The organism is Duganella radicis, assembly GCF_009720825.1.
GTDB lineage: Bacteria > Pseudomonadota > Gammaproteobacteria > Burkholderiales > Burkholderiaceae_D > Rugamonas > Rugamonas radicis.
Genome location: NZ_WNKY01000003.1, coordinates 260,828 through 287,433 on the forward strand (window position 1 = coordinate 260,828; position 26,606 = coordinate 287,433).

The 26,606-nt window shown below is 64.7% G+C and carries 27 protein-coding genes and 3 tRNA genes; 14 read left to right on the forward strand and 16 right to left on the reverse strand.

Translation table 11 applies throughout. The features are described from left to right. Positions 1 to 23: 23 nt before the first annotated feature. Positions 24 to 644, reverse strand: coding sequence for a helix-turn-helix transcriptional regulator (locus tag GM676_RS05745; RefSeq protein ID WP_155462443.1), 621 nt, complete (start codon positions 642 to 644; stop codon positions 24 to 26). After that, positions 641 to 1,858, reverse strand: coding sequence for an MFS transporter (locus tag GM676_RS05750; protein WP_155462445.1), 1,218 nt, complete (start codon positions 1,856 to 1,858; stop codon positions 641 to 643). The genes GM676_RS05745 and GM676_RS05750 overlap by 4 nt, the downstream gene beginning before the upstream one ends. Before the next feature lie 121 nt (positions 1,859 to 1,979). Between GM676_RS05750 and GM676_RS05755 the strand changes: the two genes are divergently transcribed. Together GM676_RS05755 and GM676_RS05760 are read left to right on the forward strand one after the other, a co-directional pair. After that, positions 1,980 to 2,339: a hypothetical protein gene (locus GM676_RS05755; RefSeq protein WP_155462447.1), complete on the forward strand. Its 360-nt coding sequence runs from the start codon at positions 1,980 to 1,982 to the stop codon at positions 2,337 to 2,339. A 46-nt stretch (positions 2,340 to 2,385) separates the two neighbouring features. Beyond that, positions 2,386 to 2,910 carry a hypothetical protein gene (locus GM676_RS05760; protein ID WP_155462449.1) on the forward strand — a complete coding sequence of 175 codons (525 nt, stop codon included), beginning with the start codon at positions 2,386 to 2,388 and terminating at the stop codon, positions 2,908 to 2,910. Here GM676_RS05760 and GM676_RS05765 read toward each other — a convergent pair. The 3 genes from GM676_RS05765 to GM676_RS05775 form a co-directional block, all read right to left on the reverse strand. Next, positions 2,858 to 3,883, reverse strand: a complete 1,026-nt coding sequence (locus GM676_RS05765) for a transporter (protein ID WP_155462451.1) — start codon at positions 3,881 to 3,883, stop codon at positions 2,858 to 2,860. The genes GM676_RS05760 and GM676_RS05765 overlap by 53 nt on opposite strands. 6 nt (positions 3,884 to 3,889) lie before the next feature. Then, positions 3,890 to 4,729 carry an HDOD domain-containing protein gene (locus tag GM676_RS05770; protein WP_155462453.1) on the reverse strand — a complete coding sequence of 280 codons (840 nt, stop codon included), beginning with the start codon at positions 4,727 to 4,729 and terminating at the stop codon, positions 3,890 to 3,892. 162 nt (positions 4,730 to 4,891) lie between these two features. Continuing rightward, positions 4,892 to 6,175 carry a D-amino acid dehydrogenase gene (locus GM676_RS05775; protein ID WP_155462455.1) on the reverse strand — a complete coding sequence of 428 codons (1,284 nt, stop codon included), beginning with the start codon at positions 6,173 to 6,175 and terminating at the stop codon, positions 4,892 to 4,894. A gap of 98 nt (positions 6,176 to 6,273) precedes the next feature. Here GM676_RS05775 and GM676_RS05780 point away from each other — a divergent pair, with 98 nt between their 5' ends. Genes GM676_RS05780 through GM676_RS05790 form a run of 3 tightly spaced genes read left to right on the forward strand, consistent with a single transcriptional unit; the run spans position 6,274 to position 8,663 of the window. Next, positions 6,274 to 6,771, forward strand: a complete 498-nt coding sequence (locus tag GM676_RS05780; protein ID WP_155462457.1) for an Lrp/AsnC ligand binding domain-containing protein — start codon at positions 6,274 to 6,276, stop codon at positions 6,769 to 6,771. A gap of 55 nt (positions 6,772 to 6,826) precedes the next feature. Next, positions 6,827 to 7,087, forward strand: coding sequence for a hypothetical protein (locus GM676_RS05785; protein WP_155462459.1), 261 nt, complete (start codon positions 6,827 to 6,829; stop codon positions 7,085 to 7,087). Positions 7,088 to 7,139: 52 nt separating this feature from the next. Continuing rightward, positions 7,140 to 8,663, forward strand: a complete 1,524-nt coding sequence (locus GM676_RS05790) for a hypothetical protein (protein WP_371866125.1) — start codon at positions 7,140 to 7,142, stop codon at positions 8,661 to 8,663. Here the strand turns inward: GM676_RS05790 and GM676_RS05795 are convergent. From GM676_RS05795 to GM676_RS05810, 4 genes are read right to left on the reverse strand one after another with little or no spacing between them, the layout of a single operon-like run. Continuing rightward, positions 8,660 to 9,808: an HlyD family secretion protein gene (locus tag GM676_RS05795; protein ID WP_155462463.1), complete on the reverse strand. Its 1,149-nt coding sequence runs from the start codon at positions 9,806 to 9,808 to the stop codon at positions 8,660 to 8,662. The genes GM676_RS05790 and GM676_RS05795 overlap by 4 nt on opposite strands. 12 nt (positions 9,809 to 9,820) lie before the next feature. After that, a complete protein-coding gene (locus GM676_RS05800; RefSeq protein ID WP_371866126.1) occupies positions 9,821 to 11,257 on the reverse strand; it encodes an efflux transporter outer membrane subunit in 1,437 nt (478 codons plus the stop codon). Positions 11,258 to 11,269: 12 nt separating this feature from the next. Beyond that, positions 11,270 to 12,802: an MDR family MFS transporter gene (locus GM676_RS05805; RefSeq protein ID WP_155462465.1), complete on the reverse strand. Its 1,533-nt coding sequence runs from the start codon at positions 12,800 to 12,802 to the stop codon at positions 11,270 to 11,272. After that, a complete protein-coding gene (locus tag GM676_RS05810) occupies positions 12,799 to 13,233 on the reverse strand; it encodes a MarR family winged helix-turn-helix transcriptional regulator (protein WP_155462467.1) in 435 nt (144 codons plus the stop codon). Before GM676_RS05810 ends, GM676_RS05805 begins: the two co-directional genes overlap by 4 nt. Positions 13,234 to 13,375: 142 nt before the next feature. Between GM676_RS05810 and GM676_RS05815 the strand changes: the two genes are divergently transcribed. Both GM676_RS05815 and GM676_RS05820 read left to right on the forward strand, forming a co-directional pair. After that, the gene (locus tag GM676_RS05815; protein WP_155462469.1) at positions 13,376 to 13,867 is read left to right on the forward strand and encodes a hypothetical protein; all 492 of its coding nucleotides are present in this window, start codon (positions 13,376 to 13,378) and stop codon (positions 13,865 to 13,867) included. Between the two features lie 38 nt (positions 13,868 to 13,905). After that, positions 13,906 to 15,186 (forward strand): NAD(P)/FAD-dependent oxidoreductase, encoded by a 1,281-nt coding sequence (locus GM676_RS05820; protein ID WP_229262552.1) that lies wholly within the window; start codon positions 13,906 to 13,908, stop codon positions 15,184 to 15,186. On the opposite strand, the gene GM676_RS05825 is transcribed toward GM676_RS05820, so the two are convergent. Both GM676_RS05825 and GM676_RS05830 read right to left on the reverse strand, forming a co-directional pair. Then, positions 15,183 to 15,905, reverse strand: a complete 723-nt coding sequence (locus GM676_RS05825) for a sensor histidine kinase (RefSeq protein ID WP_155462473.1) — start codon at positions 15,903 to 15,905, stop codon at positions 15,183 to 15,185. The genes GM676_RS05820 and GM676_RS05825 overlap by 4 nt on opposite strands. 74 nt (positions 15,906 to 15,979) lie before the next feature. Further along, positions 15,980 to 17,605, reverse strand: coding sequence for a response regulator (locus GM676_RS05830; protein ID WP_371866127.1), 1,626 nt, complete (start codon positions 17,603 to 17,605; stop codon positions 15,980 to 15,982). Positions 17,606 to 17,772: 167 nt separating this feature from the next. On the opposite strand from GM676_RS05830, the gene GM676_RS05835 reads away from it, so the two are divergent. Continuing rightward, complete coding sequence (locus tag GM676_RS05835; protein WP_155462477.1) at positions 17,773 to 18,192, forward strand: hypothetical protein; 420 nt, start codon at positions 17,773 to 17,775, stop codon at positions 18,190 to 18,192. Between the two features lie 18 nt (positions 18,193 to 18,210). Here GM676_RS05835 and GM676_RS05840 read toward each other — a convergent pair whose 3' ends face one another. The 3 genes from GM676_RS05840 to GM676_RS05850 form a co-directional block, all read right to left on the reverse strand. Next, positions 18,211 to 19,188 carry a GGDEF domain-containing response regulator gene (locus tag GM676_RS05840; protein ID WP_155462479.1) on the reverse strand — a complete coding sequence of 326 codons (978 nt, stop codon included), beginning with the start codon at positions 19,186 to 19,188 and terminating at the stop codon, positions 18,211 to 18,213. Between the two features lie 214 nt (positions 19,189 to 19,402). After that, positions 19,403 to 21,586, reverse strand: coding sequence for a hybrid sensor histidine kinase/response regulator (locus GM676_RS05845; protein ID WP_229262553.1), 2,184 nt, complete (start codon positions 21,584 to 21,586; stop codon positions 19,403 to 19,405). Between the two features lie 70 nt (positions 21,587 to 21,656). After that, a complete protein-coding gene (locus GM676_RS05850; RefSeq protein ID WP_155462482.1) occupies positions 21,657 to 22,475 on the reverse strand; it encodes a response regulator in 819 nt (272 codons plus the stop codon). A 227-nt stretch (positions 22,476 to 22,702) separates the two neighbouring features. Between GM676_RS05850 and GM676_RS05855 the strand changes: the two genes are divergently transcribed. From GM676_RS05855 to GM676_RS05880, 6 genes are all read left to right on the forward strand, one after another. Continuing rightward, positions 22,703 to 22,930 carry a hypothetical protein gene (locus tag GM676_RS05855; RefSeq protein ID WP_155462483.1) on the forward strand — a complete coding sequence of 76 codons (228 nt, stop codon included), beginning with the start codon at positions 22,703 to 22,705 and terminating at the stop codon, positions 22,928 to 22,930. A 191-nt stretch (positions 22,931 to 23,121) separates the two neighbouring features. Continuing rightward, a tRNA-Arg gene (locus tag GM676_RS05860) sits at positions 23,122 to 23,198 on the forward strand. 74 nt (positions 23,199 to 23,272) lie between these two features. Then, a tRNA-Arg gene (locus GM676_RS05865) sits at positions 23,273 to 23,349 on the forward strand. 57 nt (positions 23,350 to 23,406) lie between these two features. Beyond that, positions 23,407 to 23,483: transfer RNA gene (locus GM676_RS05870), tRNA-Arg, on the forward strand. Between the two features lie 263 nt (positions 23,484 to 23,746). After that, positions 23,747 to 24,232 carry an FxDxF family PEP-CTERM protein gene (locus GM676_RS05875; protein ID WP_229262559.1) on the forward strand — a complete coding sequence of 162 codons (486 nt, stop codon included), beginning with the start codon at positions 23,747 to 23,749 and terminating at the stop codon, positions 24,230 to 24,232. 144 nt (positions 24,233 to 24,376) lie between these two features. After that, entirely contained in the window at positions 24,377 to 24,859 is a 483-nt protein-coding gene (locus tag GM676_RS05880) for a VOC family protein (RefSeq protein ID WP_211923162.1), read from the forward strand. Here GM676_RS05880 and GM676_RS05885 read toward each other — a convergent pair. Together GM676_RS05885 and GM676_RS05890 are read right to left on the reverse strand one after the other, a co-directional pair. Continuing rightward, entirely contained in the window at positions 24,852 to 25,637 is a 786-nt protein-coding gene (locus tag GM676_RS05885; protein ID WP_155462485.1) for an alpha/beta fold hydrolase, read from the reverse strand. The genes GM676_RS05880 and GM676_RS05885 overlap by 8 nt on opposite strands. Beyond that, positions 25,634 to 26,602 (reverse strand): D-2-hydroxyacid dehydrogenase, encoded by a 969-nt coding sequence (locus GM676_RS05890; RefSeq protein WP_155462486.1) that lies wholly within the window; start codon positions 26,600 to 26,602, stop codon positions 25,634 to 25,636. Before GM676_RS05890 ends, GM676_RS05885 begins: the two co-directional genes overlap by 4 nt. Positions 26,603 to 26,606 lie beyond the last annotated feature (4 nt).

Here is a 26,606-nt window from a genome sequence, read left to right on the forward strand (position 1 = left end):
AATAAGAATGAGAATGATTCTTATTATAGTTCCTTAATGATGTACACGCAACGGCGCGCGCCGTCCAGCATGTGTTCCATCCGGCCGACCGAGCAATCCGGCCCCAGCACGCGCTGGAAGACGTCCAGCTCGGAGCGGCAGAATTTCTGGCATTGCCGGGCGGCGGCGCAGATCGGGCAATGGTTTTCGATCAGCAGCAGGCTGCCGTCGTCCCGCTGTTCCAGCTCGGCCATGTAACCCTCGCTGGTGCGGGCCTGGACCAGCGCCTGCACTTTTTCCGGCAAGGTGCGGCTGGCGGCCAGGTGCTGGCGGTAATCGCGCTCGCTGGCGGCCTCGCGCGAGCCGATCAGCTTGTCGAGGCCGGCCTCGCCGAACAGGGTGCGCACCTGATCGATCAATTGCAGGGTCAGTTCGGCGTGGCGGTCGGGGAAACGGTCGTGGCCGGCCTGGGTCAGCAGCCAGCGGCGCGCCGGGCGGCCGGGCTTGTCGGCCACCTCCTCGTAGGTGACCATGCCTTTTTCCTGCCACGATTCCAGCTGCTTGCGTGCGCCCATCGAGGTCAGGTCGAGCAGGGTGGCCAGTTGCTGGGCGGTTTGCGGGCCGCGCGTCTTGAGCAGGAACAGCGTCTGTTCGGCGGTATTCATGGCACGGCGCCTTCCACCCGGCGGTGCATGCTGTGGTGCCAGCTGTGCATGCGCCAGGCCGACCAGGCGCTGAGCGATGCGCCCAGCAGCAGGATCAGGCGGGTGTCGATCAGCGTCAGCACCGCGCCGGCCAGCGCCATGATGATGTTGGCCAGGCAGAAGGTGGTGGAGATCAGCCCCATCACCGCACCCTGGCCGTGGGCGCCGCCAAAGCGCTCGGCGCAGTAGTTGGGCACGATGGCGTTGTAGAAGGAGTGCGGAATGCCGTACAGGATGATGCAGGCCAGGCCCAGCGTGGCGTTGCTGGCCGCCAGCAGGGCGATGATGGCGGCCACGGTGAAGGCGTACAGGCGCGCGCGCAGCAGCGGTTCGCCCTTGAACGGACGACCGGCGACGATGGTGGTGGCGGTCATCACGGCGCACATGGCGGCGGTGACCCAGGCGATGCCTTGCGCGCCGTAGCCGGGTACTTCCACCAGCCACAGCGGGTAGAACTCGTAGAAGGCGGTGACGCCGCAGGTGTAGGCCAGCGTCACGATGAACAGGCTGCGCAGGTCCGGTTCGCGCAGCAGGTTGAGCGAGTGGCGGTCGCGCGCTACCTGCCACCACGAGGTGGTGGCGCCGGAAGCGGCTTCGCGCGGCAGCGTGGCGGCGACCAGGGCGGCCACCAGCAGCAGGGCGGCCACCGCCACCCAGAATGGCGTGGTGATGCCGAATTGCAGGGTGGCGCCGGCCAGCAGCGGTCCGGCCAGCCAGCCCATGTAGAAGGCGCCATTCAGCCAGGACAGGGCTTTGCGGCGCAGGTCGCCTTCAAGCCGGTCGGCCAGCAGGGCGCGCGCGACCGAGCCGCTGCCTTCCAGCAGGCCGGTGGCGAAGCGGGCGACGATGAACAGCGGATAGTTTTCAATGATGAGGGCGCCGGCGGTGACGGCGTGGCCGATGGCGGCACCGACGGCGGTGATCAGCAGCACCGGGCGGCGGCCGTAGCGGTCCGACATCGGGCCGAGCAGGGCGGAGCCGATCAGCAGGCCAAGCGGATTAATCGTGAGCGCCAGGCCGAACAGCAGCTTGGGCGGCAAGCCGAGGAAGGTGTTCAGGCCGTTGGTGGCGCCGGCCGCGAACAGCGGCGGCAGGATGGGATACGGCAGCGCCGCGCCGATGGTCGACAGCAAAGCCAGCAGGCAGGCTGAAGCGATAAGCAGATGTGTTTTCATGCCCTCCACTGTAAGCTCGTCTCGACAATAAGTAAACAAAAAAGTTTACAAACAATTGTTTGATCATGGTCAAACTTGCTCAGCTTGCCTGACCGGGGACGAACGGCGCAAGATGAATGACATGGAAACGCAAACCTCACAAACAGAAGAGCAACTGACCTCGCTGGCTCACCGGTTGACGGCGGTTGAGCGCAATCTTGCTGGCCTGACCAGTCAAGTGGCCGCATTGACCACGGAAGTGGCGGTGCTGTCCAAGACCGCCGCTACAAAAGAAGATTTGGCCAAACTTGAAGGCGGGATGCGCAGCGAAATTGCCCGCATTGATGCCACGCTGCTCTCGCTTCAGGAAAACTGCGTAACCAAAGCGGACTTGTATAAGCTGGAAACGCGCATAACGAAGTGGATGATTACCACGCTGGTTGGCGTGGCAGCCATGAACTCAGCCTTTATTCTTGTTGTGATAAAACTCGTGCAGCCATGAAAAGCGAGGCTGTATCATACGGACTTTTCATACAAGCAAACGCAAGATGAAAGACTGGTTCGCCGGCGAGCGCGGGGCGTATTTTTTTCTTTGGCTGGGCATCGGCCTGATCGCGCTGTTTGGCGTGCTGGAGTATCGCTTTCCCAGGCTGGAGCAGCTGGAGACGGCGCGCGGGCGCGTGGTGTGGCAGCAGGAGACGCGCGGGGCGCTGTATTTCATCCTGTCCGATAGGCAGCAGCTGGTGTTGTACGCCAAGGGCGATGCCGATGGCCGCCAGCGCGCCACCATCCGTGACGCCGCCATGTACCCGGTCAGCGTGCGGTTTTTCCGCCAGCAGAAAACCGGCATCGGCTTTGCGCCGGGCGATTTTTATACCGCTTACAGCGTCGCCGTCGGCGGCAAGGAGGTGGCGGCACTGGAGGCCGTGCGTGCCGCCTACCGCCGCGATAACCTGATTGCGCTGGCGATGGGTATCGCCGCCACCCTGGCCGGCGCCTGGCGGGTGCGTTCGTTTGGTGCTAGCTCACGTCGCGCTGGCGGCGGAAGGCCAGCCAGCCGGCGATCACGGTAAAGCTGGCCACGATCACCACCACGATCAGGAAGCCGTGCCTGGATTCCGCCAGCGGAATCCCGCCCACATTCATGCCCAGCAAACCGGCGATGATGTTGATCGGCAGCGCCAGCACCGTCACCACGGTCAGCACGAACAGGCTGTGATTGTTGGCCTCGCTGGCGAGGGCGGCGATCTCCTCCTGGATCAGCTTGATGCGCTCTTGCAGCGAAGCCATGTCGGCCAGCACCATGGAGAATTCCTCGGTCGATTGGCGCAGCTCCTGCGCATCGATCTCCGCCATCCACGCCGGCGGCTTTTGCAGCAGGCGGAACAGCGCCGACGGCTCCGGCGCCAGCAGGCGCTGCAAGCGCACCAGCACCCGCCGCAGGGCGCCCAGGCTGGCGCGCTTGGTGGTCAGCTTGCCGGCCAGCAGATTGTCTTCGATGCCGTCCACGGTGGCGATGGCGTCGCGCACGATTTTGATCAGGGCGTCAGCCTGGTCGCGCAGCAGGTGGATCAGCAGTTCCACCGATGAGCGGATCGGCTCGCCGTTGCGCACGGCGTTGCGCAGGCTGTCCACCGCGCGCAGCGGCTTGCGGCGCGCGCTGATGACGATCTGCTGGTCGACGCTGAGCCACAGGGTCGAAATGTCCGACGGCTCGAACGAGAAATCGTGCAGCACGTCGTTGACCACCGCGATCAGGGTATTGTCGGCCAGCTCGATGCGGGTCGAGCGCTGGCCTTCGTGCAGGCTTTCGTAGAACTCATCCGGCAGCGCGGTATGCTCATGCAGCCATTTCTCGCTGGCGGTGTTGGCCAGGTTGTAGTGCAGCCAGATGAATTCCCGCGGATGCTGTTCGCGCTGTTTCAGCCAGGCGCAGGCCGCGTCGGTGTCCAGCGGCTGGCCCTTGCCGTCGGCGCCGCGGCCGAACAGATAGCCGCACACCATGCCGGATTGATCGGAACCGTAGGACAGGGACGTGGTCTGCATCGGGAATCAGACCAGCAGCGCGGCGCTCATTTCGGCCGCATCGCGTTTGGCTTCTTCCAGCATGCTGGCCAGTTTGTGTTCGTCGATGAACAGGTCGATGGCTGAGTCGGAGTGCGGCGGCAGGTCGCGCTGCGGCTCCTGCAACGGCGATTTCACCGGTGTCAGGTGGTTGGCCAGCAGCAGGGTGTCGAGCAGCGAATCGGGCGGAATCGACATGAAGCTGTCGCGCAGGCCCTCGATGGCATCGGCCACCGGCTCCGGGATGCACAGCTTGCGCATCACTTCGCGGGTGATGATTTCCTCGCTGGCCGAGTGCCAGTTTTCCGGATCTTCATCCAGCAGGCCGGGGAACTCGTCGGCGCGCGACAGCAGGTAGAAGCCACCCACCTCGTGCACGATGCCGGCAAACAGGGCGGTGTCTTCGTTCACGCCGGTGACGTGGCGCGCGATCAGGCGGCCCAGCGCGGCCACGGCGATGGTGTGATCCCATAGCTTTTCGGCCTTGCGGCGCAGCGCCGGATCGGAGATCTTGCTGCCGAACTGGCGCACCACCATGGCGGCCGCCAGCGCGTACAGGTTCTGGTAGCCGATGCGCATGATGGCGCCGCGCACATTGGTCACCACCGGCGCGCCGGCGCGGTTGAACATGGTGGAGTTGGAGATGGCCACGGTTTTCGCGGCCAGCAAGGGCTCGGCCAGCACCAGGCTGATGGCGGTGTCGATCGGGCAGTCGGGATCGTCCAGTGCCAGTTGCACGCGCAGCGCCGCGTTGACGCTGGTTGGGAAGACGAGTTCGCCACGTATGGCCAGGGCCGCGATGTGGCCGTATGCTTCGAGTTTGTTCATGGTCAAAATTATACGCAGGCTTGGCCCCAATCTCAACGCTCGATCGGCGTTAATGTGGGTTCATGCGCAGATAGTTGCCACAAACGGCCGTCGCTTGTGACAAGCGGATGACATGGAACGGCAAAAGAGCGGTGCGCGGCGCCGCGAACGAGGGGACGGGCTTTAAGCGTTGACCAGTTGAGGCTGACGCGCGCCGCGCTCGGCGCTGTAACGGCTGACCGACAGGTCGTCGGCGCGGATGGCCGGGCGGCGCGCCGAGATGAGGTCCGACAGCAGTTGGGCCGAGCCGCAGGACATGGTCCAGCCCAGCGTGCCGTGGCCGGTGTTGAGGTACAGGTTGCGCAGGCCGGTGCGGCCGACGATCGGCGTGCCGTCCGGCGTCATCGGGCGCAGGCCGGTCCAGAAGCTGGCCGACGCGGTGTCGCCGGCGCCGGGGAACAGGTCGTTGACCACCATTTCCAGCGTTTCGCGGCGGCGCGGGTTGAGGCTCTTGTCGAAGCCGGCGATCTCGGCCATGCCGCCCACGCGGATGCGGTCGTCGAAGCGGGTGACGGCGATTTTGTAGGTTTCGTCCAGGATGGTCGACACCGGCGCGGCGTCGGCGTTCACGATCGGCACGGTGATGGAATAGCCTTTCAGCGGGTAGACCGGGATGTTCACCAGGTCTTTCAGCAGCGCGGTCGAGTAGGCGCCCATCGCCACCACGTAGGATTCGGCGGTGACCAATTCGTCGCCGCACTGCACGCCTTTGATGGCGTCGCCTTCGGTGACCAAGCCGTTGATGTCGACGCCATAGCGGAATTTCACGCCCAGCTGTTCCGCCATCGCGGTCAGCCGGGTGGTGAACAGCTGGCAGTCGCCGGTTTCATCGTTGGGCAGGCGCAGGCCGCCGACCAGCTTGTTGCGGGCCAGGCCGGGCTCGGCGGCGACCAGTTGTTCGCGGCTCAGCAGTTCGTACGGCACGCCGGTTTCTTCCAGCACGCTGATGTCCTTGGCGGCGGCGTCCAGCTGTTCCTGGGTGCGGAACAGCTGGGTCGTGCCTTGCTGGCGGCCTTCGTATTCGATGCCGGTGGCGGCGCGCAGGGCTTTGAAGCAGTCGCGGCTGTACTCGGCCAGGCGCACCATGCGTTCCTTGTTGACGGCGTAGCGTTCGGCATTGCAGTTTTGCAGCATCTGCCACATCCATTGCAGCTGGAACAGGGTACCGTCCGGTTTGATGGACAGCGGCGCGTGGCGCTGGACCATCCATTTCATGGCTTTCAGGGGGATGCCGGGAGCGGCCCAAGGTGAGGCGTAGCCGGGCGAGATCTGGCCGGCGTTGGCGAAGCTGGTTTCGAGGGCGGGGCCGGGTTGGCGGTCCAGCACGGTGACGTCGTGGCCGGCTTTGGCCAGATAGTAGGCGCTGGTGACGCCGATAACACCGCTACCCAGGATGACTACACGCATTCTTGCCCCCGATTATTTAACTGCATTGGATTCCGCTATGGTATTCTCGTTCTACTAGTGTTTGTTACTGTATATGCGCGATAAAACAGTGGATTTTCATGAGAATTCATAAAGAATCGGTCCGCGGACTGGACAAGCTTGACCGAAAGATATTGCAGATCCTGCAGGAGGACGGGCGGATCTCGATGAAGGATCTGGGCGAGCAGGTGGGCTTGTCGACCACGCCGACCATCGAGCGGGTCAAGCGCATGGAGCGCGATGGCGTGATTACCGGCTACCACGCACGCATCGATCCGCCGTCGCTGGGGGCCAAGCTGCTGGTGTTTGTCGAGATTACGTTGAATCAGAAGTCGGGGCCGGCGTTCGAGCAATTCCGGCGCGAGGTGTTGCGGATTCCTGAGGTGCAGGAGTGCCATCTGGTGTCGGGCGATTTCGATTATCTGATCAAGGCGCGCATCCACGAGATGGCCGAATACCGCAAGCTGCTGGGCGAAATGCTGCTCAGCCTGCCTGGCGCGGCGCAGTCGAAAAGCTATGTGGTGATGGAGGAAATCAAGGAGACGCTGACTTTATCGACGGAAGTGGTGCAGGGCTGATCTGCCTCAAAGTGGCGCCACTTGCGTTCGACGGCCGGCGGCGCATACTGTTCCCATGAACTCCGTCGAATCCACCAAATACCGTAAAACGCTCGAAGAGGGCGGCGTGCCGTCCGGGCAGGCGCAGGCACATGCCGACGCGCTGGGAGAGGTCCTGGAGAATATTGCATCTAAAGAATGGGTGAAGACGGAACTCGAGCACCAGCTAGGGGACCTGAAATTCGACATGCTGAAATGGATGATCTCGCTGTTCGTCGCGCAGACTGGCATTACAGTTGGCGCCGTCATTGCCCTCGTCCGCTACCTGCCTCATTGATCCTTGCTTCAGTTACAATGTAATAATGGCATCACAACCAACTGGAGCAGGCGTGGATATCGTCGTGCGCTCGCTGGACGAGCATTTGTCTTCTGACCAGAGTTTCAGCTCCGCCTACGCGCGCGCGGTGGGCGCGATCGCCGGTAACGAGGGCAGCCTCACGCTCGCCCAGTTCGCCGCCGTCACCGATATCGCCGGCGACGGCCAATCTTCAGCTGTCTTCACCGCACTGGTGCTGAACGCCATCGAATCCGGCGTGGAAGTCGACTGGGCGTTGAATGCGCTCAGCCGCAGCTGCACCGGCATCGATCAACAGGCGCGCGAGCATGCCCTGAGCATGGCGATTCCGCTGCTGGCGCTGCACGGCGCCGACGCCCGCGCATTGGCGCAGCGTCTGGCCAAAGCGCTGTCGGTGCGCCTGCCGCCGGAAGACCTGGAGCGCCTGCCGCCGGCCGAGGAGCGCGGTATCCTCGCCAACCTCGGCGAACAGGCGCGCCGGCTGGTGCGCGGCCGTTCGCTGGCCGACGCGGTGGCGGATTTCGGCCGTACCGCCGGTCAGCAGGAACTGATTACCCACGCGCGCCATTTCCAGTCCGGGGAAATCGACCAGAGCGCGCTGCGCGATCTGGTGAGCAGCACCACGGCCGCCATCACGCACGACATCTCGGTCTACCTTGAACAGGCGCGCCTGCTGTCGGCGGGCGAGGCGGCCGCCAGTTCGCTGGTCGGCGCCGCCAGGGATTTGAAAAATCAGGTGACGCAGCGGCTGGTGCTGGTGGACCAGCGCATCGCCCACGAGCGCCGTTTGATGATCGAGGAAATCGACGACGCCGTGCACGACGCCGGCAACGCCATCGAACTGGCCATGACCGACCGCCTCAACACCGACAAGTGGAAGGACGAAGACGTGTGGGCCAGCATGGGCCGCAACCAGTTCGGGCAGGAGATGGAGCGGCGGCTGGACCGCATCGTGCGCCGCAAGGAGCAAGCCTTGCAGCTGTTGCAGGAAGACCTGCGGCTGTTCCAGTCTGGGATGAAGCTGGGGCAGGCGACGGTGTTCCAGCGTCAGCATCATGCGGCGCTGGCCAAGCTGATGCCGCGCATGCGCATCGGCACGCGCATCGTCAACAGGCTTGATACGGCGGCCAATGTCACCTTGGTCAGCGGCGCGGCGGTGGCGGCCAGCACCGGCACGGCGGCTTACCTGATCGGCGCGGCGGTGGTGTTGCCGGTGGTGGCGCCGGTGGCGCCGTTTGTCGGCGGCGCCGTGCTGCTGGCCGGCGCGTTCAAGTGGTTCACCGACGGCGGCAAACGCAAACGTACCGAGATCCGCGACAAGCGCGCCGCCTTTGAAGAGGAACTGCGCAAGCAATTGCTGGCGGCCGAGCAGTCCTTCAACGCGCAGCTGGATCAGGTGGCGGAAGGCTTCCGCGATTCGGCCGTGCAGCTGTTGACACCCATTCTGCTGGAGGCCGAAGCCGCCGGCCGCGTGCCCGGCATGCGCCAGCGTATCGCCGACCGCGTGATCACCCAGGCCCAGGCCGCCATCCGCCAGCTCGATGCGGAACTCGGTTAAAGATTGCGGGCGATGATGGCGTCGGCTGCGCTGGCGGCTTGTTGCAGCGGTTGCGTCAAGGCTTGCGTGGTGTAGACCGGCGTTTGCGGCATGGCCGCGCCCAGCACCGGGCCGTCGGTCTTGCTGACGTCAACCGACACGGTGGTCGACAGGCCGATGCGCAACGGGTGCTCTTTCAGTTCTTTCGGATCGAGCGCAATCCGCACCGGCAAGCGTTGTACCACCTTGATCCAGTTGCCGCTGGCGTTCTGGGCCGGCAGCAGCGAGAAGGCGCTGCCGGTGCCGGCCGACAGGCCCACCACGCGGCCGTGGAATGCCACTTTGCTGCCATACATGTCCGCTTCCACCTTGGCCGGCTGGCCGACGCGGATGCTCTTCAGTTCCGACTCCTTGAAGTTGGCGTCCACCCACAGCTGGTCGAGCGGCACGATGGCCATCAGCGACGTGCCCGGCGTGGCGCGCGCGCCGATTTGAACGCTGCGTTTGGCCACGTAGCCCGATACCGGCGCCAGAATGGTATTGCGGCGCGACGCCAGCCACGCTTGCACGTAGTCCGCCTTGGCCGCCTGCACCGCCGGATGCTGCGCCACGCTCACGCCGCTGACGCCCGCCTTGGCCGCTTCTTCCTGCTTGAGCGCGACCGCGATCGCCGCACGCGCATCGGCCACGGCCTGGCGGGCGTGCTCGACTTCCTCGCCGGAGATGGTGTGGTCTTCCGCCAGCGGCTTGCGGCGCGCCAGGTCGTCTTCCGCATTTTTCAGTTGCAGCTTGCGCAGTGCGACGGTGGCGTCGTACTGCGCCACGTCGGCGTAGCGCTGGCGTTGCTGGCGCACGGCGGCACCCAGTTTCGCATCGGCTTGCGCCAGCGCGATATCGGCATCGGCCGCATCCAGCTGGATCAGCGGGGCGCCGGCTTGCACCATCTGCGTTTCATCGGCGCGGATCTCGGTGACGTTGCCGGTCACCTGCGACGACAGGTTGACCAGGTTGCCGCCGACGTAGGCGTTGTCGGTCTCCTGCACCTTGGACAGCACGACCTCGTAGTAGACCGCATAGGCCGCACCGGCGGCGATGAAGGCCAGCGTGATCGCCGCCAGCATGAACTTGCGCTTTTTCTCGTTTGGTTTGGTGATTTCAGTGCTCATGATGTTGTGTCCTTATTTGATGGCGGTCGCCAGCGGCGCTTCTTCGTGATAGCCGCCGCCCAGCGCATTGGTCAGCGCGACTTCGGCCAGCAGTTGTACCTGTTGCAGATAGAGGTCGGCGTCCTGCTGCTTGAGCAGGGCCAGGCGCGCATTCAGCACGCTGTTATTGTTGGCCAGGCCGTGATCCAATCGCTTCTGCGCCGACGCCAGTTGCGCGCGTGCCAGCGTGGTGGCCGCGGTCTGCTGTGTGATCTGCTGCTCGATGCCTTGCAGCTGCGCGCCGCCTTGCGCCACGTCGCGCACGGCTTCGACGATGGTCTGGTTGTACTCGGCGATGCGTTCGTTGCGGGTGGTGCGGGCGCTGTCCAGTTGCGCGTCGAGGCGCTTGGCGTCGAATAGCGGCAGCGACACGCTCGGCCCGATGTACACGGTGCGGCTGGCCAGTTGCAGCAGGTCTTCGGCCTTGACGCTATTCAGGCCGATGGCGCCGGTCAGGTTGACATCCGGGTAGAACGCGGCCTTGGCGGCGTCGATCTTGCTGAGCGAGGCTTCCAGTTTCCAGCGCGCGGCTTGCAGGTCGGGACGGCGTGCCAGCAGTTCCATGCCCAGACGGGCGGGCAGGGCGTGCGGCGTGGCGGTCAGCGCGACCGGCTTGAGATCGGCCAGCGCGGTGTTGTCGGCGCCGGCCAGGGCGCGCAGGGCTTCGCGTTCGTGTTCGATGTCGGCCTTGAGCGCGGCCTGCTGTTTGGCGGTCAGACGCAGTTCCGCTTCGGCGGCGCGCTGTTCGTCGGCGTTGGCCAGGCCCTGGGCGATGCGCCTGGCCTTGTCCTGCACCAAGGCCGTTTGCGCGGCCGCCAGTTGATCGGTGTTGGCAAGGCGCGCCCACGCGCCTTGCAGGCGGAAGTAGCTCTGCGCGATGGCGGCGGCCAGCACCTGCTCGGCTTCCGCATATTCCGCGCGGCCGGCATTCAGTTCGCCGACGGCGGCCGACACTTGCGCGCGGTTTTTGCCCCACCAGTCGAAGTTGTAGCGCAGGTCGAGGCGCAGCGTCTCTTCGGTGAAGTAAGCGCCGCCGATCGGCGCCGGGAACAGGCCAGTACCCGAGTAGCGCTGGCGGTTGGCGTTGCCGTTCACCGCGCCGGCGATGCCCAGATCGGCCACGCTGCGCGACAGCGAGGAGCGCGCGGTGCCGATGTGCGCCGCCGCCACTTCCAGCGACGGGCCGCCGGCCAGGGCCTGCTTGATGATGGCGTTCAGCTGTGCGTCATGATAGGCGGTCCACCATTGCGCCTGTGGCCAGCCTTCCTTGGCCAGCTTGATGTTGGACGACAGTTCTGCGCTGGCGATATCGCGCCGGGCGAGCGGCTGCTTGTCGGCCGGGATCTGCGCGCAGCCGGCGAGGGTGATGGCCACGGCGGCTGCCACAGCCAGTACGGTAGGTGTTTTCACTTCAGGTTCTCCTCATTCCATCGCAGCGTGATCGACTGCGGCCGGTGCGGTTTTCGCCGGCGGTTTAATCAGCAACAGCAGCGGAATCACGCACAGCGTTGCGATCATCATCAGCCAGAAGTCGTCCACGTAGGCGATCATCGACGCCTGGCGGGTGATCTCATTGTTCAGCGTGGCCGCCGCCTGCGGCGTGGCCAGGTTGTCCAGCAGCGCCGGATTGGTGGTGGAGATGTGCTCCGTCAGCGAGGCGTGCACGGTCTGGGTATTGCGCGCCAACAGGGTCTGCACCAGCGCGATGCCGATCGAGCTGCCGATATTGCGTATCAGGCTGTAGATGGCCGTGCCTTCGGCGCGCATCTCCGGCGACAGGGTGGCGAAGGTGGCGGCGCTCAGCGGCACGAACACCAGTCCGAGGCCCAGGCCCTGGATCACGCCCGGCCACACGATGTCGCTTTGCGACAGCACCAGCGTGTACTGGGTCATCTGCCACAGCGAGAAGGCGGTGATCAGGAAGCCGCTGCCCAGCAGCAGGCGCAGGTCGATCTTGCCGACCAGGCGGCCGACAAACATCATCGCCACCATGGTGCCGATGCCGCTCGGCGCCGTCACCAGCCCGGCGATCTTGGCCGGATAGCCCATCAGGCTTTGCAACATCGACGGCGTGAGCGCGCGCGTGGCGTACAACACCAGGCCGACGATGAAGATGAACAACAGCCCGCTGACGTAGTTGGCATTGCGCAGCAGGCGGTAATCGAAGAAGGATTTGCCGGCCGGGCGCGTGGCGGTGTGGGCGACAAAATAAGCAAAGCTCAGCGCCAGGATGATGGCTTCCACCCAGGTTTCGGTGGAGCTGAACCAGTCATTCTGCTCGCCGCGGTCGAGCAGCATTTGCAGCGCGCCGATGGCCAGGCTGAGGGTGGCGAAGCCGAAGGCGTCGAACCGCATCTTGCGCGGCGCCGCGGTCTTGCGGATGTAGCGCCAGATGCCGTAGAAGGCCAGCGCGCCCACCGGCACGTTGATGAAGAACACCCAGCGCCAGTCGTAGCTGTCGGTCAGCCAGCCGCCGAGGGTGGGGCCGAGAATCGGGCCGATCATCACGCCCATGCCCCACACGGCCATGGCCGAGCCGTGCTTTTCGCGCGGATTGATGTCCAGCAGGGTGGCTTGCGACAGCGGCACCAGCGCCGCGCCGAAAATCCCTTGCAGCAGGCGCGCGATGACGATTTCGGTCAGCGAACCGGACAGGCCGCACAGCACCGAGGCGATGGTGAAGCCCGCCACCGAGGCCAGGAAAATGTTCTTCTGGCCGAAGCGGTCGCACAGCCAGCCAGTCAGCGGCGTGGCGATCGCGGCAGCCACGATGAAGGAGGTCAGCACCCAGGTGATCTGGTCCTGCGAGGCCGACAGGCTGCCCTGCATGTGCGGCAGGGCGACGTTGGCGATGGTGCCGTCCAGCGCCTGGATGATGGTGGCCAGCATGATCGAGATGGTGATCATGCGGCGGTTCAGACTATCGCCGGGGAGGGTGCTTGCGGCCGCGCTCATGGCAGGGACTCGATGTTGGCCTGGATGGCTTCAAGGAAGGTGGTGACGGTGCGCAGCGTCTCAGGATCGACATTGCCCAGTAGCTCGCGGCGCAGGGCGTCGGCTTCCTTCCACACCGATTCATACACGTCTTGCCCGGCCGGCGTCAGGCTCAGCAGCTTGACGCGGCGGTCGGTGGCGGACGGCGTGCGCACCATGTAGCCGGCTTTGACCAGCCGGTCCACGGTGGACACCATGGTCGGATCTTCCACCCCGGCGCGCGCCGCCAGCCGGGTTTGCGATGGCGGTTCGGTTTCCTTGGCGGTGAGGGCGATGGCCATCCAGCTGGCCTGGCTCAGGTTCAGGTGCTTGAGGCGGCGGTCGATGGCCAAGCGCCAGGCCCGCGCCGAATTGTGCAGCGCGGCCGAGAAGCGTTCTTCTATAGAAGACATATGATTTTGGTGCTAATGGTTAGATATCGAACGATTAGTTTAACACAGGTAATTTATGTTCGCTAGCGCACTGAAATTTTGTGCCGCTGCGGCTATCATGAGAAATGAGCACCTTCGCTCATACTAAAAACAGAGACTTATCATGAAAGCCAAGTTACTCGCCGCCAGCCTGCTGGCCTTGTCTGCCTCCGCCTTTGCCTCCGATGTGGCGATGTCCATCAGCGTCGGTCAACCCGGCTTCTATGGCCGCATCGACATCGGCGACTACCCCGCGCCGCAGCTGGTGTACCGCCAGCCGGTGATCATCGAGCGCCCGGTGCGTTACGTCGAGACCGCGCCGATCTACCTGCGCGTGCCGCCGGGCCACGCCAAGAACTGGGCCAAGCATTGCGGCAAGTACAATGCCTGCGGCCAGCGCGTGTACTTCGTGCAGGACAACTGGTACAACAACACCTACGTGCCGCGCTACCGCGAACGCCACGGCGGTCCGGACCGCCACGATTACCGCGATGACCGTCGTGACGACCGCCGCGACTACCGCGACGACCATCGCGATGACCGCCGCGACGACGGCCCGGGCCGTGGTCACGGCAACGGCAAAGGCCATGGTCACGGACACGATAAACGCGACTGATGCCATGGCGTAGAGCGCCGTCAACAAGGAGCATAACTTTGCAGAGCAAATTCGTGATTGTTGGCGGCGGGGCAGGCGGGTTGGAGCTCGCCTGCAAACTGGGCCGCAAGCTCGGCCCGGAAGCGGTCATGCTGGTCGATAGCAGGCTGTTCCACATCTGGAAGCCCTCGTTGCACGAGGTGGCGGCCGGCACCCTGGATGTGCATCAGGAGGGCCTGTCCTACCAGATGCTGGCGCACGATAACGGCTTCACGTTTGTCTACGGTCCCATGCAGGCGCTCGATCCGCAGCAGCGCCTGTTGACGGTGGGCGCCATCGTCAGCGAAGGCGAGGAAATCTTCCCCGAGCGTCAGATCCGCTTTGACAAACTCGTGATCGCGGTCGGCAGCACCTCCAATTATTTCGGCGTGCCCGGCGCGGCCGAGCACACCATTTCCCTGAATGCCACCGAGGATGCGGAACGCTTCCGCCTGACCTTGCTCAAGCTGCTCACGCTCGCCGAGCTGAACAAGGAAAACGGCGTGGACGTGGTCATCATCGGCGGCGGCGCCACCGGCGTCGAGCTGGCGGCCGAGCTGCGCGAGGCCAGCGGCGTGTATGCGGCCTATGGTTTCCGCCAGTTGCAGGCCGAGCGCGATGTGCGCATCACGCTGCTGGAGGGGGCGCCGCGCATCCTGGCGCCGCTGCCGGAAAAAGTCTCGGATGCGGCGCTGGAACTGCTGCGTCAGCGCGCCGTGACGGTGGTGACCGACACCCGCGTGACGGCGATTGACGCCGTCAGCGTGACCGCCGGCACCACCGTCTATCCGGCGCAAATCGTGGTGTGGGCGGCCGGCATCAAGGCGCCCGATTTCCTGAAAACGCTGGGCCTGCCGACCACCAGGTCCGGCCAGCTGGATGTGGATGGCACGCTGGCGGTGAAAGGCTTCGATTCGATCTACGCGCTGGGCGACTGCGCCGCTTGCGCCGGCCCCGATGGCAAACTGGTGCCGCCGCGCGCGCAGGCCGCGCACCAGCAAGCCGATTATCTGCTGGAGACTTTCCTGCGCCTGCAAAAGAACCAGGCGCCGCAGTCCAAGCCCTATATTTACCGGGACTATGGCTCGCTGGTCTCGTTCGGCCAGACCACCTCGGTGGGCAGCCTGATGGGATCGCTGAAGGGGCTAAGCTGGTTTGTCGACGGCTTTGTGGCGCGCATGATGTATGTGAGCCTGCACCTGCTGCACCACAAGGCGGTGCTGGGCACGGTGCGCACCGGTGTGCTGGCGGTGGCGCGCTTCCTGATCAAGCGTACCACGCCGCTGGTCAAGCTGCACTAAGCCGCTGGCGGCTTGGGCAGCACCATGGTGAGCGTGACGCCGCGCTCGGCGCCAGCCGACAGGGTCAGCGTGCCGCCCAGGTAGGCCGCGCGCTCGCGCGCCATGCGCAAGCCGAACTTGCCGGCCGATTGGTCGCGCGGCGCCGGCACCGGGCCGCTCAGGCCGACGCCGTTGTCCTTCACCGTCAGCATGATTTCATCCTCGTTGTCGTCGACGATGACGTCCACCTCGGTGGCCTGGGCGTGGGCGCTGATGTTGCGCAAGGCTTCCTCCAGCGTGTGCAGCAGCACGATGCCGTGGCTGCGCGGGCAGTCCAGTTCCTCTTCCGGCAGGCTGCAACGGGCGGTGACGGCGTGCTGCTCGCCGAACTGCGCCACCAGCTCGTCCAGCGCCACCCGCACGCCCAGGAACTCCAGCTTGTCGTTCCACAGCTTGAGTTGCATCTGGCGGTTGGTCTCGACGATCTGGCCCAGCAGCTTTTTCATGTGGCCGGCGCGGTCCTGCAAGGCCGGGTCGGGCGGCAGCTTTTGCATCAGCAGGCCGAGGTGCATGGTGAGCGCCGTCAGCGACGAGCCGAGGCTGTCGTGCAGCTGGCGCGACAGGGAGCGCCGTTCATTGTCCCAGCAAGTGTGGACGTGTCCCAAAAGCTCGCTCAGGTCCGCGCTGCGCAGGGCTTCTTGCTGGGGATGTTGTTGGTCTTGTGGAGCCGGTACGGACATGGTTTTCTCGGTAAAGTCGGGCAGGCTATGGTGAGTGCCGATGATACCCGAGCTTTGCAAGTCGGGGCGCACGGCTATGGCTTGAGCGCAACCGGCGCCCGCGCGCAGGTGTCGATCACTTCCATCAGCTGGTCGATGTCGACCGGCTTGACCAGGTGGCGGTCGAAACCGGCATCCATTACCCGCCGCAAATCCTCGGCCTGGCCGTAGCCGGTGAGGGCGATCAGGCGGATCGCGCGCGTGGCGGGATCGGCGCGCAGGCGGCGCGCCACCTCATAGCCGTCGATGCCGGGCAGGCCGATATCGACCAGCGCCAGGTCGGGCTGGCAGTCGCGGGCCGCCGTCAGGCCGAGCAGGCCGTCGGCGGCCGACTCCACCTGGTAGCCGTAGCCGCTCAACATCATGCCCATCATTTCGCGGCCGTCGTCGTTGTCTTCGATCAGCAGCACGCGCGGCTTGTCTTGCGCGCCGCCGGCGGGCGCAGCCGGCGCGGCGGCGCTCTGGTGTTCGACGCGCGGCAGGCGCAGGGTGAAGGTGCTGCCGCGGTTGGCGCCGGCGCTTTCGGCGGCGATGCTGCCGCCATGCAGCTCGGCCAGGCGGCGCACCAGCGACAGGCCGATGCCGAGCCCGCCCTGCGAGCGGTCCAGCGTGCTGCTGCCTTGCACGAACACGTCAAACACATGCGGCAGCAGCTCGGCGGCGATGCCGACCCCGGTGTCGCGCACGGTCAGCACCACGTCGTCGTTCTCGGTCCAGGTGCGGACCTCGATGCGGCCGCCGGGCTGGGTGTATTTCAGGGCGTTGTCGATCAGGTTGCTGGTGATTTGTTCCAGCCGCGTGCTGTCGCCCTCCACCCAGCCCGGTTCCAGATCCTGGTCCAGCTCGTAATCGGTGCTGCGGCCGGTGGCGCGGTAGGTTTCCAGCGCCTGGCCCACCAGCGTGGCGAGGTCGAGCGGCGCGCGGTTGAGCAGGATCTTGCCCGACATGGCGCGCGACAGGTCCAGCAGATCGTCGACGATGCGGCCCAGGTGCTGGCTCTGGCGCTGGATGATTTTCTTGGCGCGCTGCACGCCATCGAGCGACACGCCCGGCAGGCCGATCAGCGAGGCCGCGCTGCTGATGGCGCTGAGCGGATTGCGCAGTTCGTGGCCCAGCATGGCGAGGAATTCGTCCTTGGCGTGGTTTTGCCGTTCCACCGTCTGCCGTTCCGCGATCTCGCGCGTCAGGCGCTGGTTGGTGGCGGTCAGCTCGGTGGTGCGCTGGCTCAGCTGGCGCGCCTGCTTTTTCAATTCCTCGTTCTTCATCGCCAGCGTGACGAACACGGAAATCTTGGCGTACAGGATCTGCGGGATCACCGGCGTGAACAGGAAATCCACCGCGCCGTGCTGGTAAGCCTTGAGCCGGTCCAGCTCGTCCGCCAGGAAGGCGGTGATGAAGATGATGGGGATGTCGGCCGAGCGCGCCCGCTCGTGGATGGCGGCGGCGGTTTCAAAGCCATCCATGCCGGGCATGTTCACGTCCAGCAGGATCACGGCGAAGTCGTGCATCAGCACCTGGCGCAGGGCGTCCTGTCCGGAGCGTGCGGCCAGCACCTCGTAGCCCTCTTGCCCGGCCCATTGGGCAAGCAAGCTGGTCAGCGCGAACAGGCTGTTGGCGTCGTCGTTAACGACCAGGATCTTGGGGGTATCGATTTTGGGCACGGGTATCTCTGCCATAAAAGCATCGAATGATCATAGCAAGCACCTATATGAATGTCAAAACGGCACATTCAATCGGGCGCAACAATGGGGAAGTTGGCTTCCGCACAGACCCGGTGTGGCGCAACTGGCACAGTCAGCACGGTATGTTCACCTGAAAGGAAGCCATCATGAATATCGATACCGTGGTAGACAAAGAGTATGTGGGCCAGAGCTTCCGCGCGCTGGCCGATGCCCCGACCAGCGCGCTGCGCGGCATCAGCGCCAAGGACGCCAAGGCGCTGGCCCAGGCCTTCAATGTGCACACCGTGCGCGAGCTGGCCAACCTGGAATTCGTGAAATGGGCGGCCGCCATCACCACGTTGGCCGAGCAGGAGCAGGAAACGCCGGCCGAGCAGGCCAGGGAAACCCTGCTCGACAGCGGCGTCGAAATGACTTTCCCGGCCAGCGATCCGGTCTCGGTGGATGCCGGCATTACCCGCATCGAGGTGGCGCCGGAAACTGTGGACGCGCACGACGACCACCAGCATGCCGGCAAGGTCGAGCAGAGCACCGCGAAGGGCTTGAAGGAGGAGGCGGCCACGCACTAGGCGGCGCGGGGTGCCGGCTCAGGCCAGCGTGGCCGACATGGTGTGATGCTGGGCCGGCGGCACCCGCATGGTCTGCGCCGTGCAGCAGCGATTCTTGCCGGCGCGCTTGGCTTCGTACAGGGCGCCATCGGCGGCGGCGATCAGCTCCGGCACTTCCTGGGCGTCGTCCGGGAAAATGCCGACGCCGATGCTGGTCGACAGGCGCAGGGTCTGGCCATTGACCTGGTAGGGCTGCGAGACCGCGTCGATCAGTTTGTTGCACGGCTCCTGGGTGTCGGCCACGGTGGCGATATTGCCCATCACGATGACGAACTCGTCGCCGCCGACCCGCGCCACGGTGTCCTCCTTGCGCGAGCAGCCGACCAGGCGCTGCGCCACCTGCTTGAGGATCTCGTCGCCGTAGGCATGGCCGTGGGTATCGTTGATGGCCTTGAAGCCGTCCAGGTCGAGATACATCACGGCGGCCTTGTTCTGCTGGCGCACGGCGTGCTGCAACACGGTGGAAATGCGGTCTTCCAGCAGACGCCGGTTGGGCAGGCCGGTCAGCGGATCGTGCAGCGCCAGTTCTTGCTGCTGGCGGCTGTACTGCGCCAGCTCGCGGTACAGCAGGCGCACCTCCAGCATGTTGTGGATGCGCTTGTGCACCTCCAGCAGGTCGAACGGCTTGCTGATGAAATCGCGCGCCCCGGCTTCCAGCGCGGCGATCTTGAAGCTGGGCTGGGCGGTCAGGGCCAGCACCGGCAGGTAGCCGCCCTGTTCGATCTCCTTGAGCCCCTTCATCACCTGGAAGCCGTTCAGGCCCGGCATTTGCAGGTCCAGCAGGATCAGGTCGTAGTTGTGCTGGCGGTGCAACGGGCACACCTGTTCGGGCAGCATGGTGGACGATACATTGGTATAGCCGGCCTCGCGCAGGATCTCCAACATCAGGTCGACGTTGTCTGCGCTGTCATCCACCACCAGGATTTTGGCGTTCAGGATTTCGTCTCGGCTCGGCATAATAATGGTCTCGGTGGTCTCGGTGCTGAGTATGAATTCGATAATAACCCATGGCTTGGTGCTGCGGCGCACACAAGTGTAAGTTTTTTCCGTGTGGAAACTATTGTACGCTTATTTTCAGGTTACGGTAGTGTATCAAGGGATTCCCACATTGCTTGTAGGACATCGCCGCGTCCGCAAGTAGGAGTACAACAATTTCCGTGTGGTAATTTTGTCACGGCCGGTGGGCGGCGCTGGTGGCCGCGACCTTGGCGATCAGTTCGTTCGGTTCCACCGGCTTGGCGACATGGGCCAGGAAGCCGCTGGCCAGCGCCTTGACCCGGTCTTCCGAACGGGCAAAGGCGGTCAGGGCGATGGCCGGCAGGTTGCCGCCGCGCGCCGGCCCCAGCGCGCGGATGCGGTCCAGCAAGCCGTAGCCGTCCACCTCGGGCATGCCGAGGTCGCTGACCATCAGGTCCGGCCGCTCGTGTTGCAATAAATTCAAGGCTTCGGTGGCGGTGGCGGCGGTCAGCACCTCGGCGTTGCAGTCGCTGAGGATGCGCTTGATCAGTTCGCGCGCATCGTCCTCGTCGTCCACCACCAGCACTTGCAGGCCGCTCAGGTCGTGCGTGGCGCCATGGGCCGGCGCGGTGTCGGTGTCGGCCGGCGGCGCAGTGCCGCTGTGGCGCGGCAGGCGCAGCGTGAAGCTGGCGCCGCGGCCTTCGCCCTCGCTGGCCACGGCGACGGTGCCGCCATGCTGCTCCACCAGATGCTTGACGATCGCCAGCCCCAGCCCCAGGCCGCCGTGCTGGCGGGTGGTGGTGGCGTCGGCCTGGCGGAAGCGCTCGAACACGTGGTCGAGGAAGGCGGGCGTGATGCCGATGCCGCTGTCGCTGACGCTGATGGCGATCTGCTCGCCGTCGCGTCGCACGCCCAGCCTGACCGTGCCGCCGCGCGGGGTGAACTTGATGGCGTTGGTCAGCAGGTTCCACAGGATTTGCTGCAAGCGGTTGGGGTCGCCGGCCACCATGCCGGGCGCGCGTTCGAAGTCGCGCTCCAGGCGGATTTGCTTGGCCTCGGCGGCCGGGCGCACCGATTCGAGGGCGGTGGCGGCCAGCGCGGCCGGCGCCAGCGGCTGCATTTCCAGCCGCACCTGGCCCGAGGCGATGCTGCTCATGTCCAGCAAGTCCTCGATCAGCTGGGCCTGGGCGCGGGCGTTGCGCTCGATGGTTTGCAGGCCGCGGTGCAGGTCGGCCTGGTCGCGGCTGCCGCGCCGCAGCACCTGCGCCCAGCCGAGGATGGCGGTCAGCGGCGTGCGCAGTTCGTGCGACAGGGTGGCCAGGAACTCATCCTTGAGCTGGCTGGTGCGTTCGGCCTCGGCGCGCGCCAGGCGTTCGCTGTCGAGCAGCTCCTTGCGCTCTTCGGCCGCCTGCTGTGCCGCCTCGTACAGGCGGGCGTTGTCGATCGCCACCGCCGCCTGGGAGGCGAGGCCGACGATGATGCGCTCGGTGCGCTCGGTAAAGATGCCGGGCTGCGGATGACCGAAGATCAGGCAGCCGATCACCTCGCCGTTGCGCTGGGCCACCGGCACCGCCAGGTAGCTGCGCACCGCCGGATGGCCGGCCGGGAGGCCGCCGTGCGGGCTGTTTTTGCCATAGCGCCGGTCCTTGAGCACGTCGTCGCAGCGGATGGTGCCCTCGCCGCGCATGCTGGGGCCGAACAGGGCGGTGGCGCGCGGCTGGCCGAATTGCGCGAACGCGGCCGGCGCGCCGGTCGACAGGGTGTGCAGCACCAGCGCCTCGCCGGCCTGGTTGGTGCTGTGGTAGAAGAAGGCGCCAAAGCGCGCGCCGCTGATGCTGGTGGCGGCGTCGGTCATTTCCTGAAGCAGCGGCTTGAGGTCGCGCTGCGAGGCCAGCATGGCGCCGGTACGGTTGAGCAACTCCAGCACGGCGGTCTCGTCGCGCAGCGCTTCCTGCGCGCGCTTGACCTGGTCGACGTCGGTGCTGGTGCCGAACCAGCGCAGCACGCTGCCGTCGGTGCTGTGGACCGGGTTGGCGCGTGTCAGAAACCAGCGGAATTCGCCGCTGGCGCTGCGGATCGGCACCTCCAGCTCAAACGGCGCGCCGGTGCGGCGCGAATATTCCCAATGCGATTCGATCGCGCCGACGCAATCGGGCGCGTACACGCGCTGCCAGCCGTCGCCAGTCATTTGCTCGGGGGTGGTGCCGGTGTAATCGTACCAGCGCTGGTTGTACCAGATCATGGCGCCATCTTGCTCGGCAATCCATGCCAGCTGGGGCATGGAATTGGCGAGGGCGCGCAATTCCAGCTGACTTTGGCGCAAAGCTTCCCTGGCGCGCAGCAGCTCTTCGTGCGCGTCCGGCGCGAGAGGCGAGAGGGCGGTAGGGGCGGTTGGCATCATAATCTTATTTTAGCGCCAACCCAAGCGCCTGCTTCGCACGGTTGAATGCGATTTGTTCAGGACGAAATCAGGGCGAGCGCAACCCGGATGCGATCTGTTGCAGCGCCGCTTGCAGTTGCTCGATGTCGTAGGGTTTTTGCAGGGAATGGGCGGGGAAGTCCAGCCGGCGGGTCAGTTCGTCGCCATAGCCGGAGGCAAACAGCAGCGCCAGTTGCGGCGCATCCTGCCGCGCGCGGCGCGCCAGGTCGACGCCGGACATGCCAGGCAGGCTGACGTCGGTGAACAGCACGTCGAACGACTGGGCCGCCAGCAGCGGCAGGGCGTCCTCGCCGCTGGCCACGGCTTGCACCTCATGACCCAGCGCGCGCAGGGTTTCGCACACCAGATAGCGGGCGTCGGTATTGTCTTCCACCACCAGCAGGCGCAGCGGCGCGTTGCTGTCGGCCAGCGGCGCCATCGCCGCCGGCACCAGTGTGCACAGGATGCCGGCCACCTCGCCGCCGTTGCGGATCGGCGTGTAATACAGGTCCAGGGGTTGCTGCTCGACCCGGCCGTTGCGCCACACCGGCAGCGGGCGGCCGCGATAGCTCAGGCTGCGGCCGGCGCGCACCTCGGCCAGGGCGGCGCTGTTCCAGCTCCAGGCCGCCGGCTGCATGGATGGCACATGGCCGCCGGGCGCGCGCAGGCTGGGTAAACTGATCAACTCGGCATAAGCCTGGTTGTAGACCATGATTTGTTCCGCACCCCACATCAGCAACATGGCTTGCGGCGAGTTGAGCATGATGTCGACGGTCAGGCGCAGGCCGGGCGGCCAGCCTGCGGCATCGCCCAGGGCGGTGGTCGACCAATCGGGAGCGGGGGGCGTGACGGCTGCGGGGGAATTCATGCGTGGCGAGCGTTCTCTGTTATCTGTCTTATGAAAAGGCAAAGCTGAGTGCATCGTACACGGTAAAAAAAAAGCCCGCTACAGGAGCGGGCTAAATCTATTTCCTTGGAGGAGAATAGAGGAGACAGGTGAATGATGCTGCAATGCGCAAAGTAAAGCAAATTTAGATTCATAATGTGCGTAATCACTGGCATGAATGAAGTGACTACAAGGAGAGAGGAGAGGCCATGGCCACACTGGTAAAGCACCGCAAGGTAAACATCATCGTGCTGGAGCAGGGCGAGGACATCGCCGGCAATTGCCGCGAAGGTGATATTGCCATTCTGTCGGACGCGGCGGGCTGGTGGATCAAGTTTGTCGGCGCGGACGGGCAGGTGGATTGCTATGGCATTCCCTACGCGTCGTACAACGAGGCGTTGTGGGCGGCCAAGGCGGCGGCGGAGTTCGGTACCTGACACGCAGTGCTGGACAAGCCCGGGGAGTATCCCTATAATGCTGCTTCTTTCGAACGGCATGCTGTTTGAAAGGGGCGGCAAAGCAGTTTTGCAGGGCGGTTGATTCGGTATTTCGTGTGCCAAGCCAACTAAACGATAGAAAATATCCAACCTTGCAAAATAAAATTTATGCTTTATAATGCTTCCACAGTGCGGCTGTAGCTCAGCTGGATAGAGTACTTGGCTACGAACCAAGGGGTCGTGGGTTCGATTCCTGCCAGCCGCACCATCTGTTGTACCGGAAGAGTTGGAAGATTCTTCTGTTTTCTACAAGAAATTGCTGTTATAATCTTCTTGTTTTGCGCGGCTGTAGCTCAGCTGGATAGAGTACTTGGCTACGAACCAAGGGGTCGTGGGTTCGATTCCTGCCAGCCGCACCAGATTGAATGTCGGGCAGACTGTCGAGTCTGTTTGATAGCAGTAGATGTAAAAGTTAAGCGGCTGTAGCTCAGCTGGATAGAGTACTTGGCTACGAACCAAGGGGTCGTGGGTTCGATTCCTGCCAGCCGCACCAAATATGTAGAAGGGCCTGATGAGCAATCATCAGGCCCTTTTGCTTTGCGTACCGCTTTTCTAAATGTGAAATCCGCATATCAATAGTTAATTTTCGTTGTATTTTTTAAATCGTTTCTTAAAGGTACGGAACGCGCCCGGTTCAGCTCGGTGACTTGGATAAGATCGCCTCCATCCCACCCAAGGGATATTCCGATCTACGCGTCGTTCTTTATTGAAAAGGGATGAATCATGAAAGTTAAAAAAATAGTTGCGGCCTCACTGATGGCACTGGCAGCAGGTTTTGCTTCCGCGGATAATTTCCAGATTGATGCCGGTGCAATCACGACCGACGTCATGAATCCGTATGGACACATGTTCACACACGAAGTCGGCATGTTCACCGACACCATCGATTTCACCATTCCGGCAGGCAGTCTCGGTAGCTCTGCCAATCCCCTCATGCTCACGCTGGGCAACACCAACGTCTTCAGCATTTCCGGCCTGTCGTATTCGGTGTACGGCGGCACGGCCATGGATGGCGGGCCGTGGTACGCCACCTATGTCGGCAACAACACCACCAATGATCTGCCGCTGAGCATGGCAGGCGCCTACCACATCATCGTCACCGGCACGGCCGACGGCACCATGGGCGGCAGCTATGCGATCGCTCTGGTGTCCTCGGTGCCTGAACCTGCCACGTACGGCATGATGTTGGGCGGTATTGCGCTGCTGGCCGGTTACGCCCGCAGCCGCAAAGCGCGTTCCTGAACAGCAAAACAGCTCCCCTTTAACGCCGCCTTCCGAGGCGGCTTTTTTGTGCACTCCGCTCCCCGGCGAGTGTACATTTTTGTTGGCATTTTCTTAAAAATATCCGATGATCTGCGCTACGCTGTTTACTGCCGGGGAGTTTTAATGCTGGATCAAGCTGTGGGCCACACCTATATTTTTGCCGAGACGCTGGCGCCAAGCCAGCGCATGCACATGGTGCTGCTGGGTGTGAACGACGTGGCGCGCGCGGCGCGCTTTTATGAGGCGCTGGGCTGGCGGCGTTCTCCCACCAGCAGCGACGGCTTCGTGAAATTCAACATGGGCGGCTATGCGATCTGTCTGATCAACCGCGGCGACCTGGCCCGGGATGCATTGGAGCCGGCTGCGGAAAACAGGGGCTTCTCCGGCGTCGCCCTGATCCATGTCGCGCGCAAGCCGGAAGACGTGCCGCGCATCCTGGCCAAGGCGGCGGAGGCGGGCGGCGTCATCGTCAAGCACGCCACCCGCACGCACTGGGGGATCGCCGGCTACTTCAAGGACCCGGATGGCCACCTGTTCGAGGTCGACTACGAAGACGTGTGGGTGCTCGACAACGACAACCACCTGGTGGTCGACCGCATCAATTAGCCCCAAGCATTTGCAGCACGGCCCCGCTGATGGCTGCCGGTTCCGCTTGCGCGACTTCGGTCACTTTAATCTCGCCAAAAGGTTTGCGCGCCTTGCGCAGTTGATCGGCGCTGGTTTCCAGGCTGTCCAGTTCCGAGGCGCGGGCGCGCCAGTACGTGAGCTTGCTCGCTTGCGCGGTTTGCGCCGCCGCCAGTGCCGGGCCGATCTCGCCGTTGATGCTGGCGCCGGGATAGGCGCAGGCGGGTTTGCCTTGCTCGGCCGCGCTCAGGCAGGCCAGCACGGCGTCGAGGCGCGCGTTGCGGTCGGCTGGCAAGGCGTCCTCATGCCACGGTTCGACCAGCACCAGACCGGTGACATTCGCGCCGCGCGAGCGCAGGGCGAAGTGCTGCGCCACCATCGCGCCATAGCCTGCGCCCACCAGCACGAATGGCCCTTCCAGATGCGCGTTCCTGATCAGGAAGTTCAGATCCTTGCCGGCGTTGGCCACGCTCGCAGCGCGGATGATCGGATCGCTGGCGCCAAAGCCGGCGCGGTCGTACACGCAGGCGCGCGCGTGCTTCGCCACTTCCGGCAGCACCGCCGACCAATCCCAGCCGGCGCGGCCGGCGTCGGCTTCGAACAAGACGGTGGGCGCGCCTTTGCCGGCGCAGTACATATTCAGCTTGCGCCCGCCGACATCGACCCTTACTTGCGGCCCGGCCAGCGCATCCTGTCCAGCTGGCGGCGCCGCCTGCGCGGTTGCCGCCAGCAGGGCGGCGATCGGGACCAGGCGCTTCATGGCGTCACCACATTGCGCGGCGCGCCGGCGGCCCAGGCTTCGATATTGTCGATCAGTTGATCGGCCAGCGTTTGCATGGCTTGCGCGCTGGCCCACGCCGTGTGCGGCGTGAGGATGAAGTTGGGCAGGCGCAGATTGAGCAGCACATGGTCCGGCGGCGGCGGTTCCGTGGTCAGCACGTCGAAGCCGGCGCCGGCGATCACGCCCGCGCGCAGCGCATCGGCCAGCGCCACTTCATCCACCAGTCCTCCGCGCGCGGTGTTGATCAGCAGGGCGTTGCGCTTCATGCGTATCAGCTCCTTGGCGCTGATCATGTTGCGGGTCTTGTCGGTCAGCGGCAGGTGCAGGCTGACCACGTCCGAGGTCTCCAGCACGTCGTCGAAGCTGGCTTCGCGCACGCCATCGGCCGCCGCATCCGGCAGCGGCGAGCGCGTATGCACGATCACTTCCATGCCGAACGCGCGCGCAATTTGTGCCGTGGCCTTGCCCAGCGCGCCGTAGCCGAACAGGCCCAGACGGCTGCCGGCCAGGTCGGCGATCGGATGGCCGAACAAACAGAAGCTCTGCGATTTCTGCCACAGGCCAGCCTCGATGTCGGCGCGGTAGGCCACCAGTTGGCGGCGCAAGGCCAGTATCAACGCAAAGGTGTGCTCGGGCAGCGTGTGCACCGCGTAGTTGCGGATATTGGACACCACGATGCCGCGCTGCGTCGCCGCCGCCAGGTCGATCATGTTGGAGCCGGTGGCCGCCACCGCGATCATCTTCAGGTCCGGCAGTTGCGCCAGATCGCCGGCCGACAAGGGCACCTTATTGGTGATGGCGATGGTGGCGCCCATATCACGCAGGCGCTGCACCACCTGGTCCGCGCGCGTGGCCGGATACTCGGTCCACTCATGCGCAAACGATGGCTTGCGCACATTGGCGATCACGCTGTCGCGGTCGAGGAAAACGATACGTTGCGTCATAAGG

Bases quoted from the DNA above. Each gene is read 5' to 3' on its own strand.
- GM676_RS05745 (WP_155462443.1), bottom strand. From the start codon at position 644: ATGAATACCGCCGAACAGACGCTGTTCCTGCTCAAGACGCGCGGCCCG.
- GM676_RS05750 (WP_155462445.1), bottom strand. From the start codon at position 1,858: ATGAAAACACATCTGCTTATCGCTTCAGCCTGCCTGCTGGCTTTGCTG.
- GM676_RS05755 (WP_155462447.1), top strand. From the start codon at position 1,980: ATGGAAACGCAAACCTCACAAACAGAAGAGCAACTGACCTCGCTGGCT.
- GM676_RS05760 (WP_155462449.1), top strand. From the start codon at position 2,386: ATGAAAGACTGGTTCGCCGGCGAGCGCGGGGCGTATTTTTTTCTTTGG.
- GM676_RS05765 (WP_155462451.1), bottom strand. From the start codon at position 3,883: ATGCAGACCACGTCCCTGTCCTACGGTTCCGATCAATCCGGCATGGTG.
- GM676_RS05770 (WP_155462453.1), bottom strand. From the start codon at position 4,729: ATGAACAAACTCGAAGCATACGGCCACATCGCGGCCCTGGCCATACGT.
- GM676_RS05775 (WP_155462455.1), bottom strand. From the start codon at position 6,175: ATGCGTGTAGTCATCCTGGGTAGCGGTGTTATCGGCGTCACCAGCGCC.
- GM676_RS05780 (WP_155462457.1), top strand. From the start codon at position 6,274: ATGAGAATTCATAAAGAATCGGTCCGCGGACTGGACAAGCTTGACCGA.
- GM676_RS05785 (WP_155462459.1), top strand. From the start codon at position 6,827: ATGAACTCCGTCGAATCCACCAAATACCGTAAAACGCTCGAAGAGGGC.
- GM676_RS05795 (WP_155462463.1), bottom strand. From the start codon at position 9,808: ATGAGCACTGAAATCACCAAACCAAACGAGAAAAAGCGCAAGTTCATG.
- GM676_RS05805 (WP_155462465.1), bottom strand. From the start codon at position 12,802: ATGAGCGCGGCCGCAAGCACCCTCCCCGGCGATAGTCTGAACCGCCGC.
- GM676_RS05810 (WP_155462467.1), bottom strand. From the start codon at position 13,233: ATGTCTTCTATAGAAGAACGCTTCTCGGCCGCGCTGCACAATTCGGCG.
- GM676_RS05815 (WP_155462469.1), top strand. From the start codon at position 13,376: ATGAAAGCCAAGTTACTCGCCGCCAGCCTGCTGGCCTTGTCTGCCTCC.
- GM676_RS05825 (WP_155462473.1), bottom strand. From the start codon at position 15,905: ATGTCCGTACCGGCTCCACAAGACCAACAACATCCCCAGCAAGAAGCC.
- GM676_RS05835 (WP_155462477.1), top strand. From the start codon at position 17,773: ATGAATATCGATACCGTGGTAGACAAAGAGTATGTGGGCCAGAGCTTC.
- GM676_RS05840 (WP_155462479.1), bottom strand. From the start codon at position 19,188: ATGCCGAGCCGAGACGAAATCCTGAACGCCAAAATCCTGGTGGTGGAT.
- GM676_RS05845 (WP_229262553.1), bottom strand. From the start codon at position 21,586: ATGCCAACCGCCCCTACCGCCCTCTCGCCTCTCGCGCCGGACGCGCAC.
- GM676_RS05850 (WP_155462482.1), bottom strand. From the start codon at position 22,475: ATGAATTCCCCCGCAGCCGTCACGCCCCCCGCTCCCGATTGGTCGACC.
- GM676_RS05855 (WP_155462483.1), top strand. From the start codon at position 22,703: ATGGCCACACTGGTAAAGCACCGCAAGGTAAACATCATCGTGCTGGAG.
- GM676_RS05875 (WP_229262559.1), top strand. From the start codon at position 23,747: ATGGCACTGGCAGCAGGTTTTGCTTCCGCGGATAATTTCCAGATTGAT.
- GM676_RS05880 (WP_211923162.1), top strand. From the start codon at position 24,377: ATGCTGGATCAAGCTGTGGGCCACACCTATATTTTTGCCGAGACGCTG.
- GM676_RS05885 (WP_155462485.1), bottom strand. From the start codon at position 25,637: ATGAAGCGCCTGGTCCCGATCGCCGCCCTGCTGGCGGCAACCGCGCAG.
- GM676_RS05890 (WP_155462486.1), bottom strand. From the start codon at position 26,602: ATGACGCAACGTATCGTTTTCCTCGACCGCGACAGCGTGATCGCCAAT.